The sequence below is a fragment of the Streptomyces bathyalis genome (assembly GCF_015910445.1).
Classification (GTDB): Bacteria; Actinomycetota; Actinomycetes; order Streptomycetales; family Streptomycetaceae; genus Streptomyces; species Streptomyces bathyalis.
The window spans coordinates 6,813,516-6,839,028 of record NZ_CP048882.1; the positions used below are offsets into that span (position 1 = coordinate 6,813,516).

Annotated in this window: 22 protein-coding genes; 11 read left to right on the forward strand and 11 right to left on the reverse strand. The window is 69.8% G+C overall.

Features of this window, described 5'->3' with window-relative positions; genetic code table 11:
* Positions 1–146: 146 nt before the first annotated feature.
* From G4Z16_RS29675 to G4Z16_RS29700, 6 genes are all read right to left on the reverse strand, one after another.
* A complete protein-coding gene (locus G4Z16_RS29675; RefSeq protein WP_246531135.1) occupies positions 147–1,790 on the reverse strand; it encodes a DUF1996 domain-containing protein in 1,644 nt (547 codons plus the stop codon).
* Between the two features lie 178 nt (positions 1,791–1,968).
* Entirely contained in the window at positions 1,969–2,607 is a 639-nt protein-coding gene (locus G4Z16_RS29680) for a DUF4142 domain-containing protein (RefSeq protein ID WP_197353649.1), read from the reverse strand.
* A gap of 167 nt (positions 2,608–2,774) precedes the next feature.
* Positions 2,775–4,715, reverse strand: a complete 1,941-nt coding sequence (locus G4Z16_RS29685; RefSeq protein ID WP_197353650.1) for an AMP-dependent synthetase/ligase — start codon at positions 4,713–4,715, stop codon at positions 2,775–2,777.
* 247 nt (positions 4,716–4,962) lie between these two features.
* Positions 4,963–5,169 (reverse strand): DUF397 domain-containing protein, encoded by a 207-nt coding sequence (locus G4Z16_RS29690; RefSeq protein ID WP_197353651.1) that lies wholly within the window; start codon positions 5,167–5,169, stop codon positions 4,963–4,965.
* Positions 5,145–5,993 carry a helix-turn-helix domain-containing protein gene (locus tag G4Z16_RS29695; RefSeq protein ID WP_343070924.1) on the reverse strand — a complete coding sequence of 283 codons (849 nt, stop codon included), beginning with the start codon at positions 5,991–5,993 and terminating at the stop codon, positions 5,145–5,147. The genes G4Z16_RS29690 and G4Z16_RS29695 overlap by 25 nt, the downstream gene beginning before the upstream one ends.
* 87 nt (positions 5,994–6,080) lie before the next feature.
* Entirely contained in the window at positions 6,081–6,278 is a 198-nt protein-coding gene (locus G4Z16_RS29700; RefSeq protein ID WP_197353652.1) for a hypothetical protein, read from the reverse strand.
* Between the two features lie 365 nt (positions 6,279–6,643).
* Here G4Z16_RS29700 and G4Z16_RS29705 point away from each other — a divergent pair, with 365 nt between their 5' ends.
* From G4Z16_RS29705 to G4Z16_RS29720, 4 genes are all read left to right on the forward strand, one after another.
* Positions 6,644–8,095: an FAD-binding oxidoreductase gene (locus tag G4Z16_RS29705; RefSeq protein ID WP_197353653.1), complete on the forward strand. Its 1,452-nt coding sequence runs from the start codon at positions 6,644–6,646 to the stop codon at positions 8,093–8,095.
* 6 nt (positions 8,096–8,101) lie between these two features.
* On the forward strand, positions 8,102–9,391 hold the full coding sequence (locus G4Z16_RS29710) for an FAD-binding oxidoreductase (RefSeq protein ID WP_197353654.1): 1,290 nt from the start codon (positions 8,102–8,104) through the stop codon (positions 9,389–9,391).
* Positions 9,392–9,480: 89 nt separating this feature from the next.
* Positions 9,481–10,851, forward strand: a complete 1,371-nt coding sequence (locus G4Z16_RS29715; RefSeq protein WP_197353655.1) for a (Fe-S)-binding protein — start codon at positions 9,481–9,483, stop codon at positions 10,849–10,851.
* A gap of 37 nt (positions 10,852–10,888) precedes the next feature.
* Positions 10,889–12,637, forward strand: coding sequence for an L-lactate permease (locus G4Z16_RS29720; protein ID WP_197353656.1), 1,749 nt, complete (start codon positions 10,889–10,891; stop codon positions 12,635–12,637).
* Here the strand turns inward: G4Z16_RS29720 and G4Z16_RS29725 are convergent.
* Positions 12,598–13,281, reverse strand: coding sequence for a GntR family transcriptional regulator (locus tag G4Z16_RS29725; protein ID WP_197353657.1), 684 nt, complete (start codon positions 13,279–13,281; stop codon positions 12,598–12,600). The two genes, G4Z16_RS29720 and G4Z16_RS29725, sit on opposite strands and share 40 nt — an antisense overlap.
* A gap of 291 nt (positions 13,282–13,572) precedes the next feature.
* Here G4Z16_RS29725 and G4Z16_RS29730 point away from each other — a divergent pair, with 291 nt between their 5' ends.
* The 6 genes from G4Z16_RS29730 (at position 13,573) to G4Z16_RS29755 (ending at position 21,038) form a co-directional block, all read left to right on the forward strand.
* Positions 13,573–15,009 (forward strand): GuaB1 family IMP dehydrogenase-related protein, encoded by a 1,437-nt coding sequence (locus tag G4Z16_RS29730; RefSeq protein WP_197355010.1) that lies wholly within the window; start codon positions 13,573–13,575, stop codon positions 15,007–15,009.
* A 150-nt stretch (positions 15,010–15,159) separates the two neighbouring features.
* Entirely contained in the window at positions 15,160–15,873 is a 714-nt protein-coding gene (locus tag G4Z16_RS29735; RefSeq protein ID WP_197353658.1) for a class I SAM-dependent methyltransferase, read from the forward strand.
* A gap of 132 nt (positions 15,874–16,005) precedes the next feature.
* Positions 16,006–17,487: an amino acid permease gene (locus tag G4Z16_RS29740; protein ID WP_197353659.1), complete on the forward strand. Its 1,482-nt coding sequence runs from the start codon at positions 16,006–16,008 to the stop codon at positions 17,485–17,487.
* A 10-nt stretch (positions 17,488–17,497) separates the two neighbouring features.
* Positions 17,498–17,953 (forward strand): Lrp/AsnC family transcriptional regulator, encoded by a 456-nt coding sequence (locus G4Z16_RS29745; protein WP_197353660.1) that lies wholly within the window; start codon positions 17,498–17,500, stop codon positions 17,951–17,953.
* 407 nt (positions 17,954–18,360) lie between these two features.
* Entirely contained in the window at positions 18,361–19,161 is an 801-nt protein-coding gene (locus G4Z16_RS29750; RefSeq protein WP_197353661.1) for a carbon-nitrogen hydrolase family protein, read from the forward strand.
* A 122-nt stretch (positions 19,162–19,283) separates the two neighbouring features.
* Positions 19,284–21,038 (forward strand): flavin monoamine oxidase family protein, encoded by a 1,755-nt coding sequence (locus G4Z16_RS29755; protein WP_197353662.1) that lies wholly within the window; start codon positions 19,284–19,286, stop codon positions 21,036–21,038.
* A 58-nt stretch (positions 21,039–21,096) separates the two neighbouring features.
* Here the strand turns inward: G4Z16_RS29755 and tgmC are convergent, their stop codons facing one another.
* The 4 genes from tgmC to G4Z16_RS29775 all read right to left on the reverse strand — a co-directional run bounded on the left by tgmC (position 21,097) and on the right by G4Z16_RS29775 (position 24,707).
* A complete protein-coding gene (gene tgmC / locus G4Z16_RS29760; protein WP_197353663.1) occupies positions 21,097–22,230 on the reverse strand; it encodes an ATP-grasp peptide maturase system methyltransferase in 1,134 nt (377 codons plus the stop codon).
* On the reverse strand, positions 22,227–23,195 hold the full coding sequence (gene tgmB, locus G4Z16_RS29765; RefSeq protein WP_197353664.1) for an ATP-grasp ribosomal peptide maturase: 969 nt from the start codon (positions 23,193–23,195) through the stop codon (positions 22,227–22,229). Before tgmB ends, tgmC begins: the two co-directional genes overlap by 4 nt.
* A complete protein-coding gene (gene tgmA, locus G4Z16_RS29770) occupies positions 23,192–23,446 on the reverse strand; it encodes a putative ATP-grasp-modified RiPP (protein WP_197353665.1) in 255 nt (84 codons plus the stop codon). The genes tgmB and tgmA overlap by 4 nt, the downstream gene beginning before the upstream one ends.
* 331 nt (positions 23,447–23,777) lie before the next feature.
* Positions 23,778–24,707: a TIGR03619 family F420-dependent LLM class oxidoreductase gene (locus G4Z16_RS29775; RefSeq protein ID WP_197353666.1), complete on the reverse strand. Its 930-nt coding sequence runs from the start codon at positions 24,705–24,707 to the stop codon at positions 23,778–23,780.
* A gap of 145 nt (positions 24,708–24,852) precedes the next feature.
* Between G4Z16_RS29775 and G4Z16_RS29780 the strand changes: the two genes are divergently transcribed.
* Complete coding sequence (locus G4Z16_RS29780) at positions 24,853–25,449, forward strand: MBL fold metallo-hydrolase (RefSeq protein WP_197353667.1); 597 nt, start codon at positions 24,853–24,855, stop codon at positions 25,447–25,449.
* Positions 25,450–25,513 lie beyond the last annotated feature (64 nt).

Below are 25,513 nucleotides of genomic sequence, written 5' to 3' on the forward strand. Positions count from 1 at the left end.
TGCCGACCCGGAATCCACGAGTGAGGCACTGACAACAGAACACCGAGAGAACAAGGAAGAGGCCCGGACACAGGATCTGTGTCCGGGCCTCTTCTGTGTGCCCTCCCGCTGCGGGGCCCGAGGCGAGCCCCGCAGCGGGTCCTACATCAGCACTCCTTGTTCTCGTTGATGCAGTCCACGGCGGTCTTCATCAGGTCCTCGGGCATGACGTTGATGAAGTCACTGTGGTCCGTGATCGGGTTGTGCAGCTGCTCCGGGAAGGAGTCCACCGCGAATGGTGTGTCAGCGTTGACCAAGTTCTGCTGCGGGATGTCGTACTTGATCGTCTGCTCCACCTGCGGGATGTTCTGGAATCCCTCGGGGCAGTTGCCCTGTTCGTCCGAGAACTCCATGTGGTCGCGGTGGTTGCCGCTGTCCGTGTTCTGACCGTCCCAGCAGTTCTGGAAGTTGAACGTACGGATCATCTTGCTGCCCTCGGGGCAGATCGGGTACTTGTCCTTCAGCTGACGGTCCTCGAAGCCCTCGCAGCTCCACGATGCGTTGGCGTTCGCGTCGCCGTTGGTGAAGGCCTTGGCGTCACCGGTGATGATGCGCAGGAAGCGCGGCATCTCGGTGACCTGGTCGGCACCGCCGGAGGTCAGCTTGATGGTGGGCTCGGGGGCGAGGATGCTGCCGACGTTGAGGTCGTTGGCACCACCGTCACCAGGCTGGGCCTCGGCACCTTCGCCGCCGCCGACCTGGTCCTCTTCACCTTCACCCTGACCCTGGTCCTGGCCCTGGTCCTCGCCCTCGGCGGGGGGCTGTTCCTGGCCCTGGTCCTGGCCCTGGTCCTGGCCCTGGTCCTCGCCCTCAGCCGGAGGCTGTTCCTGACCCTGGTCCTCGGCCGGAGGCTGTTCCTGGCCCTGGTCCTGGCCCTGGTCCTCGGCGGGGGGCTGTTCCTGGCCCTGGTCCTGGCCCTGGTCCGCACCCTCGACCTGGCCCTGGTCAGCGCCCTCGACCTGACCCTGGTCGGCACCCTGGTCAGCGCCTTCGACCTGGCCCTGGTCCTGGCCCTCGTCGCCGTTCGCGACGCTGTTGGTGCCGACCTCGTTCCCGGCCTGGTCATCGCCGGCCTGGTCGCCACCCTGCTCCTCACCGGCCTGCTCGCCGGCTGCGTCGCTCTCCTGGACGGCGCCCCGCTGGTCCTCGTTCCCGTCCAGCGAACGGATCACGGGCCAGTAGTGGGTCGACTGGTCACCCTTGGCGCAGGTGGTGCCTGCGGCCGCGAGGGACTCGTCGCTGGACGCCTGGTTGGTGTCCTCGTTACCCACGTAGTCGTGCACGTGGTGGGCACCGTTCAGAACGCCCGGAGCAGCGATGACGTTGTCCGAGTTGAAGTGCTCGTTCTCGTTGGCACCGCACTTCGTCTCGAAGCTGCCGCCCGGGTCCGCCTCCTTGGAGGCGTTCGGCTGGACGTCCTCGATGTTGACGAAGTCCTCGGCCTTGGGGCCCTGCTGGGCACCCTCACCCTGCTCTTCGCCCTCAGCGGCGGCCTGGTCCTGCATCATCTGGCACTGAGCCATCGATCCCATGTCGGCGGGCTGCTCGGCGCCGGCGTTCTGCAGGTCCTGCCCGATGCTCTGGATCGTCTGGGAGCGCTGCTGGTTCAACTCGCCCAGGGCCTCTTCGGAGCTTTTCTCCTGGGAGTGCCACTGGCCGTAGGCCTGAGCGACCTGCTGATCCAGAGTGGCGAGCTTCTGACCCACTGACTCCTTGGCACCGTTGGGTACCTGGTCCAGTGCAAGGCTCACATCAGGACAGTCGATCGTGCTCGCGGCGGGCCCGGAGTTCTCCGACCCCGCGAAGGCGCTTACACCTATCGCCGCTGCGCCACCACCACCGACCACCAGCGCTGCGACGATAGCTATCGTTTTATTCGCCGTGCGCGAGCGTTTGTGGCCTTTTTGTCTCATATTGACTTCACTCCACTCATTTCACGTCGTTCAGCGCCTCGAACTTCACGAGCCCTGTGTCCTCCAGGACTGTGATGTGGTCGAGGACAATGGTGTTGGCCCGGGTCGCCAACGACCGCACCATTGAGTTGCGGGTCTGATCGCGTACAAGGCCGACGAGGCCGAAGACCACGCCATGAGCCTGGCGGAGCCTTTCGACCAGCACCTTGTCGAATTCCTTGCCCTTGGCCCTGTCGATCTCGTCCAGGTAGTCCTGGTTCTTACCGGCAGGCTGGTTCGGAAGAGAAACCTTCAGGGTGCGACCGGCCTCGATGGCACGCCGGTCCAACTCCTCGTGCCCGTCGACGAGATGATCGCCCACGATCCGCACCGACTTGGTAGTCCCGCGCTCCTGTGCGGACTGACCGGCAGGAAGTTCCCACAAACCGGCATTCCGCACCTTGCGTATGAAGTCGCGGTCCATCGGGGTAAGGGGACCGAATTCTGTTTTCCGAGTTCCCTTACCGTCGTCCTGCCATCCCGACCGGGCGAGCGCGAGGCTGCGGTTACCGTCGAAGAACTTGACCGGTAGCAGCAGCGCGGCGAGGGTCGCGACCAACCCGAGGACGACCAGCACTGTGCCGATCGCCCGCCCGGAAGTCATGGCGGACCGCATCCGCCCTCCTCTCCACACACATCTTCGAAGTGCGACGGACGCTAATGGTGTGTGTGAGGATGTGGTCGAGGCTTCGTCTCGACCTGACAAGAACCGGTCCTTCGGCGTTCAACACTGCTACATTACCAAGTGGTATCTGCCGTGTCTGCTCCGGCGCCGCTTGACAATCACTCCGAGTAGAGTTCCTCGATCTCAGCCGCATACATCCGCGTGATCTCCGCCCGCCGCAGCTTGAAAGACGGCGTCACCAGGCCGTCGGCCATGCTGAACTCCTCCGGCAGGATGCGGTACGAGCGAATCGATTCGGCCCGTGACAGTGCGCTGTTGGCCGCCGCCACGGCCCGTCCCACCTCGCGTTCCAGTTCCTCCGCAGGCGTGTTGCCGTAGCCGGGGCCCGAAGGACCCCACTGCTCGCGGCCCTTGCGCCACTGCTCCAGTACCTCCGGGTCCAGCGTCACCAGTGCGGCGACGTAGGGACGTTCGTCGCCCACGACGAACGCCTGGGAGATGAGCGGATGCGCGCGCAGGCGGGTCTCCAGCATCAGCGGTGAGACGCTTCTGCCGGAGCTGGTGATGATGACGTCCTTCTTGCGGCCCGTGATGACGAGATAGCCGTCGTCGAGGTAGCCCACGTCGCCCGTGCCGAGCCACCCGTCGCGCAACGTCTCCTCGTAATGGTCCTGGGCATGCGCGCCGCCGACCTCGGGCCCCTGCCCCTGCCCCGGTGCCGGCGCGGCCCGGAGATCGCCCGGGTAGGCCGCGTGCCGCGTCGCCGTCCCCTCCGAGCGGCCGGTGTAGCCGGGGAAGACCATCGGGCCCCGCACCCACACCTCTCCGTCGCGGGCGATGTGGACCGAGGCGCCCGGCATGGGACGGCCCACCGTGCCGAACCGCGGCCGCCCCGGGGGCTGCGCGGTGATGGCGCACGTGGTCTCCGTCAGCCCGTAGCAGTCGTAGACGACGATGCCCGCACCGGCGAGTTTCAGCCCGAGTTCACGGCTGAGCGTGGAGCCCGCGGAGACCACGTTGCGCGTGCGGCCGCCGAGCACGTCTCTCAACTGCCGGTAGACCAGACGGTCGTAGACCGCGTGCCGTGCCCGCAGGCCCGCACCGGGGCCGGGCCCGGCCCCGAGCGCCTGTGCCTCCGCGGCCTCCGCGTAGCGCCGGGAGACGGCCATCGCCCGGTCGAACATGACTCCGCGGCCGGCCTTCTCCGCCATCATCCGCGCGCCCGCGTAGAACTTCTCGAAGAAGTACGGCACCGCATACAGACACGTCGGCCGGAAGGATCTTATCGCGGGCATCAATTCCTTTGCGGAAATGGATGGTTGATGCCCCAGCAGATAGCCGCCCCGAATACACATCACCGTCACCATCACGCCGTAGACATGACCGACGGGCAGAAAAGCCAGAATGGACGGCTGCTGACCCGGTTCACCCATCAGCCGGCCCCAGCCGGCGAGGATCGTGTCGCATTCCGAGGCAAGGTTGCGGTGAGTGATCACGCATCCGCGCGGACGACCGGTGGTGCCCGAGGTGTAGATGACCGCCGCCGTCATCTCCGGTACGACGGCCCAGCGGTGACGGTGCACCTCGTTGTCCTCGACCGGGCGGCCCGCCTCCGTCAGCCACGCCACACAGCCGGCGTCGAGCTGCCAGATGTGCCGCAGCTGCGGCAGCCCGTCGACCACCGAGCCCACGGTCATGGCGTCGGTCTCGTGCTCGACGACGATGGCGCACGCACCCGAGTCGCCGAGGACCCAGCGCAACTGCTCCGGGGAGGACGCCGGATACAGGGGCACGACCTGGGCACCGAGCGACCACAGCGCGAAGCTGAAGAGCGTCCACTCGTGCCGCGTACGGGTCATGAAGGCGACCCGGTCGCCGAAGCCGATGCCTTGCGTCAGCAGGCCCTTGGCGAGCTTCAGCACCGTGGAGGCGAAGGCGGCGGCCGTCATCTCGCGCCACGGGCCTGTGCTGCCGTCAGGACCTTCGCGGCGTGCCAGCTGCGGCAACCCCGGTTCCCGCGCGGCCAGTTCGTAGACGGAGTCGGCCAGCCCGCCTGATCTCAGCGGCTCCACCAGCGACGGAAGGCTGTAGTCACGCACAGCACATCGACCCCACCCCGTCTGCTTGCGTCACGACGTTCAGTGACTGACCGCGAAAATTACCTCGCTGCGCGCCCCGTTGCCTAGGGAAATGAGGATCTTCCCATGCGTGGAATCAGGGGAGGGTATGTGAGGGAATTCGGCCGCTCACCTGCGTAGTGCCTGTTCGGTGGGCGTGCGGCGGTCGGCCACGCACGGCTCCCGACGGCGGGTAACCGCTAGTAACCGAGGCGGCCCGGCTGCGGGTTCAGCGGGTGCCCTTGACGTCGTCGACGAAGGCGGACCATGCGGCGGCCGTGAACTCCAGCGTCGGCCCGTCGGGGCGCTTGGTGTCCCTGACGGGCGCGAACCCGTGGACGCCGACGGCCACTTCGAGGCAGTCGCCGCCTTGCCCGTTGCTGTAACTGCTCTTGCGCCAGGACGAGTTGCTCAGGTCAGCTCTTGCGTCGCGCATGCGCCGTACTCCTTTGCGGCTGAACCGATCACGGTCATCGACTCGTCAGGCGGCAGGGCCTTCGCTTGAAGCAGATCGTAGGCGAGTGCGTACTCCGCCACCTCGTCCGGATCCTCCAGCAGCTCCCCGGAGTGTGAACTCTCGGTGTAGGCGACATCCTTGCCCTTCTCGAAGCTCAACAGCGTCAACGAGCCGCCCATGACGGGGTGCTCCCCCTTGTCGAACGGCAGTAGCTGTACGACGACGTGGGGGGTCCGGGCCATGGCCAGCAGGTGACCCAACTGCTCGCGCATGACGCTCAGTCCGCCGACAGGCCGTCGGATCACAGCCTCGTCCAGCACGCACCACAACAGGGGAGGAGAGTCGCCGCGAAGGAGGCTCTGCCGGTCGAGGCGTGTGGCAACGAGGTCCTCGACCTGCTGCTCGGTGTCGCGAGGGCGGCTGATGCGGACCAGTGCACGCGCGTATGCCTCGGTCTGCAGCAGACCCGGGATGGCGTGCGCCACGTACTTGAGCATCCTCACGGCCCTTGCCTCGTTCGCCATGAAGGCGCGCGCCCAGTCGGGATACGGCGTCCGCTTGATGTGACCCCAGAGGTCGATCAAGTCCCCGTCCGCCGCGAGGAGTTCGTCCAGCATCGTGCAGACGTCCCTGGGCGGTGTCTCGTTGCCGAGTTCGAACTGGGCGATGCGACTGTGGGCGACGGGGATCCGGTCGCCCAGCTCCCGTTGCGTCCACCCGGCGCGGGTGCGGAGCTTGCGGAGCTTCACCCCGTACAGCGCGGCCAGGGACGCGGAGGGGTCGAGTTCCTTCGGTGCGGGCAATGTTGATCCCCCGTCTGCGCTCCACTGCTCCGTGACGTCACCCGTGGTGAGCGTACCGGTCACATGAGGGCGTAGCGGGGGAATCGGTCAGGACTCGTCGTCGGCGACGACGGCCCAACGGCCGACGTCGCGGTAGGCGGAGTCGTAGAGGGTCTCGCCGGTGCCCGGCTTCAGTTCGTAGTGGCGCAGGTTGCCGCCCCAGAAGCGCAGGATGCGCCCCAGCTCGCTCGCGGCGTTCCCGTCGAACGCCGTGTCACCCATGTCGACTTCGAGAAGGAACTTCATCTCGTCTCCCCGCCTGATCTGCCCGGCCACCCCGCCTCGGAGTGGGCTTCAATCATCTCATTGAAGTGCCCGTTGAGGGTTTGCCGGACAACGCTGCAGGACGGCGAGCAGTGGGGTCGCCGGAAGTCTCAACGCCCGGTGACGGCCCGGTGAGCGGTCCGCCACGTGCGCCGACCGGGAAAGGTGCCCGGTTCCGTGCGGTGCCGTGGCGAGGGCGGAGACGTTGTGAAACATAGATGCAACGAAGGGTTGACCCATAGATACAAGGACCCTAGGTTCCGTGACGCGGTCCTTGAATACCGGACTTCGGAATTCGCTGAACTGCCGTTCCGTCGGAGGATCTACGGGTCAGGAGGCACGGTGCCATGATCGACACCGCACTGCGCCGAGAGTTCGAAGCCGCGCTGGGGGCGGATTCCGTGCTGACGGACCCGCTCCAGCTGCGGACCTACGAGTGTGACGGGCTGACCGGCTTCCGTGAAGTCCCCGCCCTGGTGGTGTTGCCGCGCAGCACCGAGGAGGTCGCCGCCGCCGTCTCGCTGTGCGCGAAGGCCGGACTGCCGTTTGTCGCGCGGGGTGCAGGCACGGGACTCTCGGGGGGAGCGGTGCCCGTGGCGCAGGGAGTGGTGATCTCCCTCGCCCGCATGCGTCAGGTGCTGGACTTCGATCCGGACGACCGGCGGATGGTCCTCCAGCCGGGGGTGACCAACGCCGAGATCTCGCGTGTCGCCGCTCCGCACGGCCTCTACTACGCGCCCGATCCGTCCAGCCAGGTCGTGTGCACCATCGGCGGGAACGTCGCCGAGAACTCCGGCGGCGCCCACTGCGTCAAGTACGGCTTCACCGTGCACCATGTGACCGCGCTGCGCGTCGTGCTGCCCGACGGGTCGGTCGCCGAACTCGGCGGAGACGCGCCGGAGAGCGCCGGACCGGATCTGCGGGGCCTGTTCATCGGCTCCGAGGGCACCCTCGGCATCGCCACGGAGATCACCGTCCGGCTGCTGCGCACACCCGAGAGCGTGCGCACCCTGGTCGCGGACTTCCCGACGGTCGAGGCCGCGGGGGAGGCAGTCAGCGGGATCATGGCCTCGGGGATCGTGCCCGCGGCGGTGGAGATGCTCGACGCCCTCGCCATCGAGGCGTGCGAGGCGGCGGTGAACGCCGGCTACAGCCTCGACGCCACGGCGGCTCTCGTCGTCGAACTCGACGGCATGGAGCACGAATGCGACGAGCAGTTCGAGAAAGTCGTCGCGCTCTGCCACGAGAAGGGCACCACCAACGTACGGATCGCCGACACGGCCGAAGAGCGGGCGCTGATCTGGAAGGGCCGCAAGGCCGCGTTCGCCGCCGTGGGACGCATCAGCCCGGACTATTTCGTGCAGGACGGTGTCGTACCGCGGACCCGACTGTCGGAGGCGCTGAGCCGCATCGCCGCGATGTCCGGTGCCGAAGGCCTGCGCGTGGCCAACGTCTTCCACGCGGGGGACGGCAACCTGCATCCCCTCGTCCTCTTCGACGAGCAGGCGGGCGAGGCGGAGCGTGCCGAGAAGCTGGCCGCCGAAATCGCCGAGATGTGCGTGGAGTTGGGCGGGTCGCTCAGCGGCGAGCACGGCATCGGCCTGGACAAGGCGTGCTCCATGCCGGAGATGTTCGGCGAGACGGACCTGGCGGTGATGCGGCAGCTGCGTGCCGCCTTCGACCCGGAAGGCATCGCCAACCCCGGGAAGGTGCTGCCCACTCCGCGGCTGTGCGGAGAGGCTCCCGGCCGCTACCGGCCGCACCCGCTGGAAGCGGCTGGCGTGATCGAGAGGTTGTGAGAAGAGGTGACCGAGGAGTCCCCGGGGACGCTGCGGGAGACCACGCCGCCCACGGACACGTCGACGGACGCGGAATCCGCCCAAGTGCCCCCGCCCGCGGACGAGTCCGGGACGCGCGCCGGTGAAGGACCCTCCCGCGTACGCCCGTCCGGCCTCGCGGAGGCAGCCGACGCCCTCGCCACCGCGGCAGGCGAGCGGCGGACGGTGCTGTTCGAGGGTGCGGGCACGGCGCTGAACTGGGGAGCGCCCGTCGCCGGGACCGGTCTCGTACTGGAGACCTCCGGCCTGGACCGCCTGATCAGCCACGCCCCCGAGGACTGGACGGTGGGTGTCGAGGCAGGCATGCCCCTCACGCGGCTCCAGGAACTGCTGGCCCCCGCCGGGCAGTGGCTGCCGGTGGACCCGCCCACCGGCAGCCGGGGAGCGACGCTGGGAGGACTGCTGGCGTGCGGGGACGCCGGGCCGAGGCGCCTGAAGTACGGCGGCCTCGCGGACCTGGTGATCGGCGCGACGCTCGTGCTCGCGGACGGCACCGTGGCCCGCACCGGCGGCGACGTCATCAAGAACGTCGCCGGATACGACCTGGTGAAGCTGATTGCCGGCTCGCTCGGTGCCTTCGGCCTCGTCGCCCGGCTCAATCTGCGCGTCCACCCGCTGCCCGCCGCCACCACGACACTCGCCGTCGCGGTGGACGACGCCGACCGTGCGCTCTCGGCGGCGCGTGCCGTCATGCGCTCGCCGCTGGAGCCCGTCGCAATCGAATGGGACGGGCAGCAGCTGCTCATCCGATTCCAGGGGACCGAGGAGAGCGCGGCGGCGCGCGGCCGCCTCGCCCCGGAGGTTCCGGGCCTCGAAGACGCCCGCGTGCTCGACGCCGAGGCCGAACGGGCCGCCTGGGAGCGGCTGTCGGGCCTCGTACGCGGCGAGGACGGCGAGACCGTACTGCGCGCCGGCACGCATCCCGCACGGCTGCCCGCCCTGACACGGAGACTGCGCGAGGTGACCGAGGGCACCGGCGTGGAGGCCGCTGTGGTCAGCGGCGTCGCACAGGGCCTGCACACCGTCGTGCTGCGCGGCGGGGAGGCTTCGGAACACGCCGCGTGCCTCACCGCGTGGCGCGAGGCGGTGCACGAGGCCGGCGGCTCGGTGACGCTGCGGCGGCGCCGCCACGGTGTGGACGCCGCTGCAGCCTCGTGGGGGCCCGCGCCGCCGGCGGTTTCCGTACTGCGCTCTCTCAAGCGGCAGTTCGACCCCGACGACAGGTGTGCACCGGGGCGCTTCGCGCCCTGGTTCTGACCCCGGCCGGGTCCGCCCGGCAACGCGACCACCATCCGTCCCCGACCGTCCCGGTTCTTCTGCCCCGGCACCTCTTCAGGGAGCACCGAATGACCACGCCGCACGGTGGAACGTCCCCGACGCCGGCCTCGTCCGGCGGCTTCGACGCCCACCATCCGCCGTCCCCCGAGCTCATCTCCGACTGCGTGCACTGCGGCTTCTGCCTGCCCGCCTGCCCCACGTACACGCTGAGCGGCGAGGAGATGAACTCACCTCGTGGGCGCATCTACCAGATGCAGCTCATCAACGAGGGCGACGCCACGCTGGACGCCGCCGCCGTCGCCAGCTTCGACAACTGTCTGGGCTGCATGGCCTGTGTGACGGCATGCCCGTCCGGCGTGCAGTACGACCGGCTCATCGAGTCGGTGCGCCCGCAGATCGAACGCAACTGGGCACGTTCACGCTCCGACCGCGCCTTCCGCGGACTGATCTTCCGCCTGTTCCCGTACCCGGGACGGCTGCGCGTCGCCGCCGTCCTCGGCGCCCTCTACCAGCGGCTGGGCATCCGCCGCGTGCTGCACCGCACGGGGCTGCTGCGACGGCTCCCGGCGAGGCTGCGCGCGCTGGAGGCGCTGATGCCGGACGTGCCCCTGCGCTCCGCGCTGCGCAAGACACCGGACCGCAGCCCGGCCCGTGCCGTCACCGCCCCGGCCACGGGGGACGGTGGCAGCCGGCGGACCACCGCACGCCGCACCGTCGGCATGGTCACCGGCTGCGTGCAGCAGGTCTTCTTCGCCCAGGTCAACGAGGCCACGGTGCGCGTGCTGACCGCCGAGGGCTGCGACGTGGTCGCGCCTCCCTCGCAGGGCTGCTGCGGCGCGCTCAGCGAGCACACCGGACGTGAGGAGGAAGCGGCCCGCCGGGCACGGCAGTTGATCGACACCTTCGAACCGCTCGGCGTCGACGTGATCGTCGTCAACGTGGCGGGCTGCGGCTCGACGCTCAAGGAGTACGGGCGGCTGCTCGCCGACGATCCCGAATACCGCGAGCGCGCCGAGGCGTTCGCGGCGAAGGTGCGCGACGTCTCCGAACTCCTCGCCGAACTCACCCCGCTCGCCCCCCGGCACCCCGTGGCCGCACGCCTCGCACACCACGAGGCGTGCCACCTCGCTCACGCGCAGGGCGTCCGCGAACAGCCGCGTGCCGTCCTGCGGAGCGTCCCCGAGCTGGAAGTGGTCGACATCCCCGAGGCCGACATGTGCTGTGGCTCCGCCGGCGTCTACAACCTCATCCAGCCCCGGCCCGCGGAGGAACTCGGCCGCCGCAAGGCGGACAACGTGCGCTCCACGGCGCCCGACGCCGTGGTGACGGCCAACCCCGGCTGTCTGCTGCAGATTTCGCGCCATCTCGACAAGCAGCTCCCCGTGCTGCACCCCGTCCAGGTCATCGACGCCTCCATACGCGGCGTCAGGCCCTGGTGATCCGTCCCCCGAGTCCCAACTCGTCACCGGAGGCACCGTGTTCCAACCCGTACTCGATCCGCTGGGCGGTTCGCTGGGACTGTCGTCGCTAGTCGCCGCCCTCCCACTGGTCGTCTTCTTCGTGCTCCTGGGCGTGCTGCGCGTCCAGGCATGGCTCTCCGCGGTCGCGGCGCTCGCCACGTCGATCGTCGTCGCGGTCGCCGCGTACGGCATGCCCGTGGGGCAGAGCCTCAACTCCGCTGTCCTGGGCGCCCTGTTCGGGCTGTTCCCGATCATGTGGATCGTGGTCAACGCCCTGTGGGTCTACCAGATGACCGTCGATACGGGTCACTTCGAAGTGCTGCGCCGCTCCTTCGGAAGGCTCTCCGACGACCAGCGCCTCCAGGCCGTCATCGTCGCCTTCTGCTTCGGGGCGCTCCTCGAGGCGCTGGCCGGTTTCGGGGCCCCCGTCGCGATCAGTTCGGTGATGCTCATCGCTCTGGGCTTCAAGCCGTTCAAGGCGGCTACGGTCGCGCTGGTCGCCAACACCGCTCCGGTGGCGTTCGGTGCCATGGGCACGCCCGTCATCACGCTCTCCGAACTGACGGGCCTGCCGCTCGAGGACGTCTCCTCCATGGTCGGCCGCCAGACGCCGCTGCTGGCCGCCGTCGTCCCGGTGCTGCTGGTCTACCTGGTGGACGGCAAGCGCGGTGTGAGGCAGACCTGGTGGCCCGCCCTGGCATGCGGACTCTCCTTCGCCGTGGCCCAGTTCGTCTGCTCCAACTACATGTCCGTCGAGCTGACGGACGTCGTCGCCGCGCTCGTCTCCGTCGGCGTGCTGGTGCTGGTCATGCGGATGGCAACAATCCCCTCGCCCGCACCGGAGGAGATCTCCGGCGACGAGCCGGACGGCTCCGCCCCGGCGGGCGGCGACGCGGCAGCGGGTGACGGCAGCGCGGCGCCGGGCGGTACGGGAGCCGGCAGCGGCGGCGCGGAGCCCGCGACGCAGACCAAGCGCACGGAGACGGTCACGGACCCGGACGGAGAGACGCGGGACAGCACCCGCGCGGCGGTCAACGCCTACCTGCCCTACATCGTGATCATCGTCGTCTTCGCGCTGACCAAGTTGCCGGCGGTGAAGACGGTGCTGGAGGAGAAGGGCACCGCCCTCTTGAACTGGCCCGGCCTGCACGTCGCCGATCCCGTCAGCGGAAAGCCCGCGGCCTCCACGGTCTTCAAGTTCGACTGGCTGCCCGCGACGGGCACGATGCTGCTCCTCAGCGGCGTGATCACAGCGGTGCTCCTGGCCGTGTCACCCCGTGTCGCCACCCGCGCGTACGGACGCACCCTGCACCAGCTGCGCTGGGCGATCCTCACGGTGGCCACGGTGCTGGCCCTGGCCTATGTGATGAACCTGTCCGGGCAGACGTCCACGATCGGCAACTTCATCGCGGGCGCCGGGGCCGCGCTGGCCTTCCTCTCACCGGTGCTGGGCTGGCTCGGAGTCGCGGTCACGGGCTCCGACACCTCCGCCAACGCCCTGTTCGGCATCCTCCAGGTGACGGCCGCCAAGAACTCCGGCTACGCCCCGGAGCTTCTCGCCGCGGCCAACAGCTCCGGCGGTGTCCTCGGCAAGATGCTCTCCCCTCAGAACCTGGCCATCGCCGCCGCGGCCACCGGCCTGGGCGGACGGGAGCCGGAACTGCTGAGGAAGGTCGTCGGCTGGAGCCTGGTGCTGCTTCTGCTGATGTGCGTCCTGGTCTTCCTTCAGTCCACATCCGTGCTCGGCTGGATGCTCCTGTCCTGAAACCCGAGGACCGCTGCGCGGGTGCCACGCAGGTGCCCGCGCAGCGCGTCCCGGTAGGCCGCGAGGTCGCCCTTCTCGAGCAGCGCGACGAGTTCGACGTGCTCGTGGTTCGTGGCGCGCAGCCGGTCGCTGTCGTTGAAGACCGCGTACAGGCCCATGCGCTGCTGGCGGTCACGCAGCCCCGCGTACAGGTCCAGCAGGATCGGGTTGTCGGCGGCCTGGACGATCAGCTGGTGGAAGACCTGGTCGGCGGCGACGAACGCCTTGCCGTCCCCGGCCTCCCGCAGCTTCCTCTGCTCCTGGAGCTGGTCACGGAGCTCCTCCACGAGCCGCCCCAGCACCGCCGGTCCGAGCGAGGAGACCTTCTCGGCGGCGAAGGACTCGATGAGCTCCCTCGTCTCCAGTACCGTCTCCACCTCCTTCGCGGAGACCGGCACCACCACCGCGCCGCGCTTGGGGTAGAGCCGCAGAAGGCCCTCCGACTCCAGCCGCAGGAATGCCTCACGCACGGGCGTACGGCTGATGCCGAGCGCGGCGGCGACCGTGCCCTCGCTGATCAGGTCGCCCCCGGCGAGGATGCCGTCGAGTATCTGTTCCTTCGCGTACTGGTACGCGCGCTGGGACGTGGGGAGAGCCTTACCCACCTGCCGCCCCCCAACATGGATGGATTCATGTGTCCAAGCGGGACACTAGATGTGCCCACAGCAGGCGTGCAACCGCCCGGGAAGGCCGCTGCGGGCCTGTGACCTCCGCGCCGGAGGGGTGGTTCGCCGCCCGCGGTCGAGGTCGGCGATGATGGAGGAGGAGCCACAGCCCGGACACCGTCCCTCCGGCACTCACTCCCCACCCCCACCCGGTCACCGCTGGGTGGGTCCCCCCGGTTCCGCAGGGGGGAGTGCCCCCGCATGAGCGACAACGCAGGTGAGAGAGCCGGTATGCGATTTCTGAACGACCAGCAGCCCCCGTACGACCTGACGTACGACGACGTCTTCATGGTGCCCGGCCGCTCCGCGGTCGCCTCACGGCAGGGCGTGGACCTCGCGTCCCCCGACGGCAGCGGCACCACGATCCCCCTGGTCGTCGCCAACATGACGGCGATCGCGGGCCGGCGGATGGCCGAGACCGTGGCACGCCGCGGAGGCCTCGTCGTCATCCCGCAGGACATCCCGATCGACGTCGTCACCGAGGTCACCGCCTGGGTCAAGCGCCGGCACCTGGTGCTGGACACCCCCATCACGCTCACACCGCACCAGACGGCCGCCGACGCGCTGTCCCTGCTGCCCAAGCGGGCGCACGGAGCCGGTGTCGTGGTCCAGGACGGGCGTCCCGTCGGCATCGTCACCGAGTCCGACCTGACGGGCGTGGACCGCTTCACGCAGCTGTCAGAGGTGATGTCCCGCGATCTGCTCGTCCTCAAGGCGGACGTCGACCCGAGTGAGGCGTTCGACCAGCTCGACAGCGCGCACCGCAGGCTCGCCCCCGCCGTCGACGCCGACGGGCGGCTCGTGGGCATCCTGACGCGTAAGGGCGCGCTGCGCGCCACGCTGTACACCCCGGCGACGGACGCGGCAGGTCGGCTGCGGGTGGCCGCCGCCGTCGGCATCAACGGCGACGTGGCCGGCAAGGCGCGGGCGCTGCTGGAGGCCGGCGTCGACACCCTCGTCGTGGACACCGCGCACGGCCACCAGGAGCGCATGGTCGACGCGCTGCGAGCCGTGCGGGCCCTCGGCCCGCAGGTGCCCGTCGCCGCGGGGAACGTCGTCGCCGCCGAGGGCGTACGCGACCTCATCGAGGCCGGGGCGGACATCGTCAAGGTCGGTGTCGGACCGGGCGCCATGTGCACCACGCGGATGATGACCGGTGTCGGCCGTCCGCAGTTCTCGGCCGTGCTCGAATGTGCCGCCGAGGCGCGCAAGTACGGCAAGCACGTCTGGGCCGACGGCGGCGTGCGGCATCCGCGGGACGTCGCCATGGCACTGGCCGCCGGTGCGTCCAACGTCATGATCGGCTCGTGGTTCGCCGGTACGTACGAGTCGCCCGGAGACGTCCAGCACACCCCCGAAGGACGGGCGTACAAGGAGTCGTACGGCATGGCGTCGGCACGTGCCGTGCGCCACCGCACCAGCGAGGAGTCGGCCTACGACCGTGCCCGCAAGGCCCTGTTCGAGGAGGGCATCTCGACATCGCGGATGTTCATCGACCCGGCGCGGCCCGGTGTCGAGGACGTCATCGACGCGATCATCGCCGGGGTGCGGTCCTCGTGCACGTACGCCGGCGCGGCGTCCCTCGAGGAGTTCGCGGAGAAGGCCGTCGTCGGCGTGCAGAGCGCCGCGGGGTACGCGGAGGGCGAGCCGCTGCACGCCAGCTGGTGAGGGCCCCGGGCGGCCGGTCCGCGGCACCCCCGGGTCCGGGAAGGGGCCCGGGGGGCGCTCGCGCCGAGAGCGAAGTCGCGGCGTGCGTCCGTGAATTCGTCTCCGGACGAATCGCTTCCTGCAAGGGTGGCACCGTGCTGCCATGCCCGTATGACGGCATTCACGCGTGACGGACACTCAGGCACCGGCCCCGGCGACTTCACCCGCGACGGCTGCTCGGTGGAGATGTACTCGCGCCTTCCCGCCCACGGCGAGGCCGGCGTCGTGCTGGGGGCCGTGCCGCCCGGCGCTTCGCTGCTCGAACTCGGCGCGGGAGCGGGGCGGATGACCCGTCCCCTCGTGGCGGGCGGCCTGAAGGTGACGGCCGTGGACGAGTCCGCGGAGATGCTGGCCCAGATCGGGGACACCGCGCCGACGGTCCTGTCCGCCATCGAAGACCTCGATCTGGGGCGGCAGTTCGACGCCGTGCTGCTCGCCTCGTTCCTCGTCAACACCGCCGACGACGCACAGCGCGGCCGGTTGCTGAACACCTGCGTGCGGCACACCGCCCCGGACGGCTTCGTCCTGCTGCAGCGCGAACGCGACGGCCTGCACGAGGGCCTGAGCGCGGGGGACACCTGGCAGAGCGGCCCCGTGCAGGTCTCCATCGTCTCCATCGAGCCGCTCGGCGACGGCGTCTCGCGCACCTGCATCGGCTACGCCTTCGAGGACGCCCGGTGGACGCAGACCTTCTACTCCCAGAACCTGCCCGAGCCACGGTTCGAGGCGGCACTGTCCGACGCCGGACTCGCCGTGGACGCCTACCTCACCGACGACCGGACCTGGGTGCGTGCACGCGTGCAGGGTGTGCAGCCGGGTTCCTGAACGTTTCGCCTCCACGGGCCTCTTGGGCGCAACAGATCGCCGCGTACGCGCAAGGATGCCCAGTTACTCGCCGCCGTCGGTGCCTCGTAGGGTCGTGCGCCGTAGCAGAACGACAGCGAGGAGGCCGTTGCCGTGTTGGACCAGGGCGCCAGCCCGCAGACACCGAAGATCCCCGGCGGGCGGCAGGGCGGCGTCCCGCGGCTGACGCGCCGCAAGCCCGTGGAGATGCTCGTCGCCGAGGGCGGCCAAGGCGAGGGCGGTGAACTGCGGCGCAGCCTCGGCCTGTGGCAGCTGACCATGATCAGCATCGGGGCGACGCTCGGGACCGGGATCTTCGTCGTCCTCGGGGAGGCCGTGCCCGACGCCGGGCCCGCGGTCATCGTCTCCTTCGTCCTCGCGGGCCTCACGGCGCTCTTCTCCGCCTTCTCCTACGCGGAACTTGCGGGCACCATCCCCGTCGCCGGCTCCTCCTACTCCTACGCCTACGCGACGATGGGCGAACTGGTCGCCTGGGTGTGCGGCTGGTGTCTGCTGCTGGAGTACGGGGTCTCGGTGGCCGCCGTGGCTGTCGGCTGGGGCCAGTACATCGACGAACTGCTGCACGGAACCCTCGGGTTGAACCTTCCCCAGGCCCTGTCCGCTCCGCCGGGCGAGGGCGGGCTGTTCAACGTTCCCGCGCTCGTCGTCGTGCTGCTGGCCATGGCATTCCTGCTCGGCGGCGCCCGGGAGAGCGCGCGTGCCAACACCGTCATGGTCACCGTGAAGGTGATCGCCCTGCTGCTGTTCTGCGCCGTAGCGGCCGCCGGAATACGGGCGGGCAACTACCAGCCCTTCATGCCGCTGGGCATGGCCGGGGTGAGCGCGGCGGGAGCCACCCTCTTCTTCTCCTACATCGGCTTCGACGCGGCATCCACGGCGGGGGAGGAGGCCAAGGACCCGCAGCGCGACCTTCCCCGCGCCATCCTCCTCTCCCTCGTCCTGGTCACCGCGCTGTACTGCCTCGTCGCCGCCGTAGCCGTGGGTGCCCTGCCCTGGCACAGGTTCGAGGGCAGCGAAGCGGCGCTCTCCGGCATCCTGCACAACGTCACAGGACAGGGCTTCTGGCCCACGCTCCTCGCCTTCGGCGCCGTCGTCGCCATCGCGTCGGTCGTGCTGACCGTGCTCTACGGGCAGACCCGGATCCTCTTCGCGATGTCACGGGACGGCCTGGTGCCGGCGGTCTTCTCCAAGGTCGACCCCCGCAGCGGAACCCCGCGCGCCAACACCGTCATCGTCTCCGCGTTCTGCGGGACGCTCGCCGCCGCCGTGCCGCTCGGCAACCTCGCCGACGCCACCAGCATCGGCACCCTCTTCGCCTTCGGCCTCGTCAACGTCGCCGTGATCGTGCTGCGCCGCACCAGGCCGGAGATGCGACGGGCCTTCCGTGTCCCGCTCTCGCCGCTCTTCCCGCTGGTCGGACTGGGCCTGTGCCTGTGGATGATGTTCTCCCTGGACGCCGTCACCTGGGGGGTGTTCGGCGCCTGGATGGCGGTGGGCGCTGTGGTGTACTTCGGGTACGGGATACGCCGCTCCCGGCTGAGGACGGCACCCGACCCCGCGAGCACGGAAGAGTGACGGCCCCGCAGTGACTCTCAACGACCTCGACGAGCGCATCGTCCACCTCCTCTCCCAGGACGCCCGCCGCTCCTACGCCGACATCGGCGCCGAAGTGGGCCTGTCCGCGCCTGCCGTCAAACGCCGGGTGGACCGGCTGCGGGCGGAGGGAGCCATCACCGGCTTCACCGTCCGCGTCGACCCGGCGGCGCTCGGGTGGCAGACCGAGGGCTACATCGAGATGTACTGCCGCTCCAAGACCGTGCCGGAAGACATCCGCCGGGCACTGGCCCGCTATCCGGAGGTGGCCTCCGCCTCCACGGTGACCGGCGACGCCGACGCCGTGGTGCAGGTCTTCGCCTCCGACATGCGGCACTTCGAGCAGGTGCTGGAACGCATCGCAGGCGAGCCGTTCGTCGAACGCACCAAGTCGGTGCTGGTGCTCTCACCGCTGCTGCGCCGCTACACGGCGGGGGCGCCGCGCTGAGCGACAGCACCTGACGCCGGGCGGGCGGATGGGCCCGCCCGGCGGCGGGCAGGTGGTTCGGGGCCACCCGCGGGTGAGGGCCGGAGAGGGAATGAGCCTGATCGCGCCTTCCCGGATCCGGACGGTCCACCGCGGGGCGCTCACGCCAGGGGGACGATCCGCGCAACAGGTTCCGGCCCTCCTGAGCGGGCGATGCCGTCCTGGCTCGAACGGATGCGGCCGCACTCGCGCAACGAATTCTCGCGAATGGCCATCCACACGCAACGGAATGCGCTCCGATGCGCAATGGATGAGCCTTGTCCGCCGGATGCCCGGCCCGTACCGTCGAAGTGTTCCCAGCACATCCGTACGGGCGGCTCCCGGCGCTCGCGCCTGCGCCCGTACACCCGAGCACAGCCAGAGGTCCCATGCCGTCGCTGAGCCTCGCCCTGCACCAGGGCCCCGCCGGTGTTCCGCGCACCGTCGAGGACGGTCTCGCAGCACTCGACGACGCCGCACGCGCGGCAGCCGCCGAGGGCGCCCGGCTCCTGGTCACGCCCGAACTCTCCCTGACCGGCTACGCGTTGGGCGACGACGTCGCCGGTCGCGCCGAGGCCGCCGACGGCCCGTCCGCCCGCGCGGTCGCGGGCATCGCCGCGGCACACCGCATCGCCGTCGTGTACGGGTATCCCGAACTCGACCCGGACAGCGGCGCGTTGTACAACTCGGCCGCCCTCGTCGGACCCGACGGGACCCCTCTCGCCGGGTACCGCAAGACGCATCTCTACGGCGACTACGAACGGCGCCACTTCACGCCAGGGGACCGGCTCGTGGTGCAGGCCGACCTGGACGGCGTCCGCCTCGGCCTGCTCATCTGCTACGACGTGGAGTTCCCCGAGGCCGTGCGCGCCCACGCCCTCGCCGGAACCGAGCTGCTCGTGGTGCCGACGGCGCTGATGCGCCCGTACGACGTCGTGGCCGAGACGCTCCTGCCCGCCCGCGCGTGGGAGAACCAGCTCTACGTCGCGTACGCCAACCGCGTGGGCCGCGAAGGGGAGTTCGACTTCGCCGGGCTCAGCTGTCTCGCCGCGCCCGACGGAACCGTCCCCGCACGCGGCGGCCGGGAGCCGGAGCTGCTGACGGCCCGCATCGACTCCGGTCTGCCGCACGCCTCCCGTGCGCAGAACAGCTATCTCACCGACCGGCGGCCCGAGCTCTACACCGCCTGACGCCCGGCCTTCCGGTGCGTGGCGGCCCGTCCGTCCGCCCGCCGCCGGGCCCGAAGCCCGCACGAGAACGACCGAACCCTGCCCGAGCAGCAACCCGTACCCCGGAGAGGAGAAGTGCGCCGATGACGTCCACGGTGCCCACAGCCGTACACGAGGAGCAGCAGCCCGCGACCGCGGCCGCCAGGCCGCTGACCATGTCCGGGCCCGACTTCCCGTTCGCCTACGACGACTTCCTCGCCCACCCGGCGGGCCAGGGGTCGGTGCCCGCCACGGAACACGGCACCGAGGTCGCCGTGATCGGCGGTGGACTCTCCGGCATGGTCACCGCCTACGAGCTGATGAAGGCCGGCCTCAAGCCCGTCGTCTACGAAGCCGACCGCATCGGCGGGCGGCTGCGCACCGAGCGGTTCGAGGGCTGTGAGGGCGAACTGACCGCCGAGATGGGAGCCATGCGCTTCCCGCCGTCCTCGACCGCCTTCCAGCACTACGTCGAGCTGACCGGCCTGGAGACCGAGCCGTTCCCCAACCCCCTTGCGCCCGCGACGCCTTCGACGGTCGTGGACCTCAAGGGCACCTCGCACTACGCCCGTACGCTCGATGACCTTCCACCCGTCTTCCACCGGGTCATGGACGCCTGGAACGCCTGCCTGGAGGACGGGGCCGAATTCTCCGCCATGCAGCGGGCGTTGAGGGAGCGGGACGTGCCGCGTATCCGTGAGATCTGGTCCCGGCTGGTGCACAAGCTCGACAACCAGACCTTCTACGGCTTCCTCTGCGACTCGGAGTCCTTCGCCTCCTTCCGGCACCGCGAGATCTTCGGGCAGGTGGGATTCGGCACCGGCGGCTGGGACACCGACTTCCCCAACTCCATCCTGGAGATCCTCCGCGTCGTCTACACCGGCGCCGACGACGACCACCGCAGCATCGTCGGCGGAAGCCAGCAACTCCCGGAGCGGCTTTGGGAGTTGGAGCCCGACAAGCTCGTGCACTGGCCGGCCGGAACCTCCCTGGCGTCGCTCCACCGGGACGGGGGAGACGGCCGGGGCGGCCGGGCGCGAGGGGGACACCGTCCCGCCGTCACCCGCATGCGCCGCACCGCGGGCAACCGCATCACCGTCACCGACGCCTCCGGCGACATCCGCACCTACCGTGCGGCTGTCTTCACGGCCCAGTCGTGGATGCTGCTGAGCAAGATCGACTGCGACGACGCGCTGCTGCCCATCGACCACTGGACGGCCGTGGAGCGCACCCACTACATGGAGTCCTCCAAGCTGTTCGTGCCCGTGGACCGGCCGTTCTGGCTCGACGAGGCCGTCGACGACAGGGGCGAGCCGACCGGCCGCGACGTGATGAGCATGACGCTCACCGACCGGATGACGCGCGGCACCTATCTGCTGGACGACGGACCGGACCGGCCCGCCGTCATCTGCCTCTCGTACACGTGGTGCGACGACAGCCTCAAGTGGCTGCCGCTCGACGCCGATCAGCGCATGGAGGTGATGCTGAAGTCGCTGGGGGAGATCTATCCGAAGGTCGACATCCGCAGCCACATCACCGGCAGCCCGGTCACCGTCTCCTGGGAGAACGAGCCGTACTTCATGGGCGCGTTCAAGGCCAATCTGCCCGGCCACTACCGCTACCAGCGGCGGCTGTTCACCCACTTCATGCAGGACGACCTGCCGGAGGACAAGCGCGGGCTCTTCCTCGCGGGCGACGACATCTCCTGGACGGCGGGCTGGGCGGAGGGCGCTGTGCAGACCGCGCTCAACGCCGTGTGGGGCGTGCTGCACCACCTCGGCGGCGGCACCGACCCGTCCAACCCGGGGCCGGGCGACGTCTACGACGAGATCGCTCCGGTGCTGCTGCCGGAGGACTGAACGGGCCGGTTAACGCATCAGGGCACTGCGCTTGGCGCCGCCACCTGTCAGGCGAGCCTCAGAGTGGCAGGCGCCAGCGGGGGCCGTCGGTGTCGCCGAGCCACACGATCTGATCCCATTCCGTGACGGTCATGCCGAACGCTGTCTGATCGGGCGCGTCCTGCTCCTGCCACGTCATCAGCGCGTCTTCGACCTGGTCCCACAGGCGCAGCGGGCCGTCCTGATGGACCGCCCAGCCGCCGCCGTCCGGCTCGGTCCAGGCCTGGGATCCGGTGGCGACGTCGACCAAGGCGACACCGTCCCCCGAACGCGTCAACTCGGCTGAAGGAGCGCCGAGTTGCGCGACGAACCGCGCTGTCCAGCCCTCCAGCATGTCCGGGTTCACGCGGGTGGCCCGGGTGGTGCCCGGGTGCTGATAGAAGGTGGGCCGCGGCGGGCGTTCATGTGGCCTGGCGAGCATGTATGTGACGCGGTCGCCGGCGAATCGGCCGCGGGCCACCCCCTCTTCGTCGAGGGCGAGGCGGATCAGCCCGGAGGCGAGCATCCACCCGCTGATGGTGGTGGTGATGCTGCCACCGTCCTTGAGCTGCCAGAGCCACGAGGGCGGGATACTGCGCACGGCGCAGGTGGCGATGACGGCGTCGTAGTCTGCTCCGTCCTGATGGCCGCGCAGGCCGTCACCGACGACGGATGCCGGCCTCCGGCCGGCAGCGTGGAGGTGCTGCGCTGCGGTCGCGGCCAGTTCCTTGTCGCACTCGACGGAGTACACGAGTTGGTCGCCGAGCCGATGGCAGAGCATCGCCGTGGAATAGCCGGTACCGGTGCCGATCTCCAGCACTTTGTCGCCGTCGCCGATACCGGCGAGCTCGACCATTCGCATCACCAGAGAAGGCAGGGTGCTCGACGAGGTGGGCCGTCCGGACAGCGGGCCGGTGGCCTCCGCTGCGTTCATGCCGTCGATCTGCGTAACCCAGGTGGTGTCGGAGTACACCAGGCGGAGCCAGTCCTCGTCATCGAACTGCTCGCGGCGGATGGGATCCCACTGCGTTCCGTCGGGCCGGAAGACAGCGTCATCCAGAAACAATTCGCGCGGCACAGCTTCGACGGCGGCTCGCCATGCCGGGTCGGTGAGCCGGCCTTGGGCTCTGAGTTCGCCGACGAGGCCTTGGCGAAAGGATCTGCTGCTCATCATGGGCGGTTCCGGTCGGGGTGCTGGAGTTGGTCGGCGATGGCTGCAGTGATCCGGCCTGTGATGGGCTCGGGAAACCAGGCGAATTGCCCATTGGGATTGCACTCATGCCAGTGCCACGTGCCGGCGGCGTCAAGCCCGAAGTCGAAGGCGCCGTAGTTCAGACCGAAGACGGCGAGGTAGTCGTGCACCGCACTCGCCACCTCAGGTGGTGTGTCGATGAGGGTGTAATCGAGCTCGTCATAGTGGCGACGCCAGTCCACGCCCGGGGAGCCGTCGATCCGTACGGCGAACAGATGGTCCCCGACAGCGGTGAGCCGGATGTCCGCGACTTTCTCCACGTACTCCTGGAACAGGTGCATCGTCTGGCCGACTCCGGCGTCCAGTTCATCAGGATCGACCTTGTCGACCCAGACAGTGAGGCCACGGCCCTGCTTGTCGGTGTAGTCGGTGTTGTACAGCGGCTTGTAGACGGCGGGCCCGTGTTCGCGCACGAATCGGCGCGCCTCCGCCGGGTCGTTGGTCAGCAACGTCCGCGGAACCTGCAGGCCGCACCGCACGGCCGCAGCCAGTTGGGCCGGCTTGTACTCCGCAGCCCGGTTGCGCCATGGGTGGTTGAGGTAGTGCGCGTCCGGCAGCGCTGCCAGGATGCCGCCGAGCCCGTAGCGGGCCTGGTCGACGCACCAGCGGGCGTCGGGCCCCTCTATCTCCGGGGGAGCGGTGTACGGGCGCGGTCGGCGCCAGTAGACGGACCGCACCCTTCCCAGGGCCGGGGCCCGGGTGGCAGTCCGAATCTCCCCGGCAAGCCCGCAGCTGTCCACGTACGCGCTCACGGTGACCGAAGTCGGGAAATCGCCGGGGTCGAGCCGCACAACCGGCGCTGCGCGCCGGTTCAGTTCTTCAACGACGATGTCGGCCGTGGCGTCGTCCAGTCGCGTGACCACCAGGACAGGCGCCGGTGTGGTCAATCGGAGTCCCCCTCCTGGTCACTGCCCTCATCCGTGTTGCCGTCCAAGGAGGTCCTCGTGTTCGTCTCCTTGGCCGTCTCGGAGCGTTTGTGCCTGTCCAGAGCCGGAACGTCCCGGCCGTCCGGCCCAATCCGCCTTCCCGTCTGACTCTTCGGATCCAGCACGACTCTGGCGGCGTCGAGAACAGCCGTGGCCGGGAAAGGCTTCATCCGGGACAATCCCCAAGGTTTCGTCGCGACTTGGGCATTCATCCAGAACCTCCCATCCTTGGATGACCAACATCCCAAGTGTGGTGGCGCACTACCACGCTTGGTAGGTCGTGTCACGCCAAACGAGTGGCTGATCGACCAGACGCTCGACTGTTTCTCGACCGTGTGCCGAGTGGTCCTGCATGCCGCGCATCCCTTTCTGTGCCGCGTCTGCGTTCCATGCCCTCATGCTTCGCTGACACAGCCGACAGGTCGACGACCAGGCCGGGCGAGCCGTATGAGCGCACCTGCGTCGGGCGTCATTCCGGTGTCACTGGGCTGCGGAGGGGATACGGAGGTGTGTCGCGGCGCGGGAGGCGGCGACGGCCGGGCGTCACATGCCGGCCTTGCGCACCGCCGCGTGCAACGCCCGTGCCGCATCGGTCAGTTCGGCCGCGTCGCGCGACACTGCCTGCAGGTCCAGGATCGCCTCGTCGACACCTGCCGCGACGCCCTCCGCGAGATCCTCGACGACCTGCTCGACGGTGCCCTGGTGCGTCCTGCGCCCGGCGTCGAGCGGCTTGTCCGTGAGGCGGAGGCTGCACCGCTGCACGACGGTGAGCGAGTCCGGGTCGCGGCCGTTGCGCTCGGCCAGCTCGCGCAGCTTCGCGCGGGTCCGGGCGACGACGGGGTGGGGCGTGAGGGAGGGGGCCCAGCCGTCGGCGCGGCGGGCGATCCGCTCCAGGGTGCGGGAGTTGCTCGCGGCCAGCAGCACCGGGATCCTGCCGGCCTGCGGCTTGGGCCCGACGTCCGCCGGGGCGAGACGCATGCGGCTGCCCTCGTACGCCGACGGGCCGGGGCTCCACACCTCTTCGCACACGTCCAGCAGTTCGTCCAGCAGGGCACCCCGCCGGCTGAAGTCCGCGCCGGCCGCGGCGTATTCGTCACGCGACCAGCCGGTGCCGAAGCCCGCGACGAGACGGCCGCCGCTCGCGGCGCTCAACGTGCCCAGGGCACGGGCCAGGTCGAACGGAGCGTGCAGCGGCCCGACCAGCACGGACGTGCCCAGCCGGACCCGTTCCGTGACCGCCGCGGCCTGCGCGAGCGTGACCAGAGGGTCGGCGATGTGCCGGAAGGTCTCGGGCCAGGGGCGGCCCTCGACGCCGTACATGCCGTCGACGGGATCCTCGGGAACGAGGGTGCGTTCGAAGACCCACAGGCTGTCGTAGCCGCACGCCTCCGCCTCCCGCGCCACCGCCGTCACATCGCTTCCCGGCGCGAAGTGCTTCATCTGTGGCAGACCCAGGCCCAGTCGCAGCGTCATGTCTTCCTCCGTGAGTCTCGTGCCACGGGAACCTCCCGCCCTGCATGACTGCCCCCTTCTGCTCCTGTGACCCCTCGGGCCCCCGCGGCAACGGAGTTCGGCGTCGCGGCGGAAGAGACGTTCGCGGGCGAATAGGTTCAAGGTCATGCGGATCACGAAGTACACCCACGCATGTGTGCGGCTGGAACACGAGGGCCGTGTGCTGGTCATCGATCCCGGGACATGGAGCGAGCCGGCCGCGCTGAGGGGCGCCGACGCCGTGCTGGTGACCCACGAACACGCGGATCACATCGATGTCCTGCGCCTCGCGGGGCTGGACGTGCCGGTCCATGCCCCTGCCGGAGCGGACATCCCACGGCTGGACGTGACTGGGGTGTCCGCCGGAACTGACTTCTCCGCCGGGGGCTTCCGCGTACGTGCGACCGGCGGTCGGCACGCGTTCGTTCACGGCGGCCGGCCGGATTGTGCGAACCTCGGCTACATCATCGACGACGCGGTCTACCACCCCGGAGACTCGCTGCACGTGCCGGAGCAGCCGATCGAGACGCTGCTGGTTCCGGCTCAGGGGTCGTGGATGAAGACGGGGGAGGCGGTCGAGTTCGTGAACGCGGTCCGGCCTCAGCGGGCGTTCGCCATTCACGACGGCCAGATCAACGACCGCGGCCTGAGCAGCGTCAACAGGTGGCTTGCCGAGGAGACCGACTGCGGCTACCGGTATCTGAGACCCGGCGAATCGCTGTGAGCCGTACGTCTCGGTCCAGGCCGCTGGCCGTCGCCGGTGACCGCTCCGGCAGATCGTCCCGGCT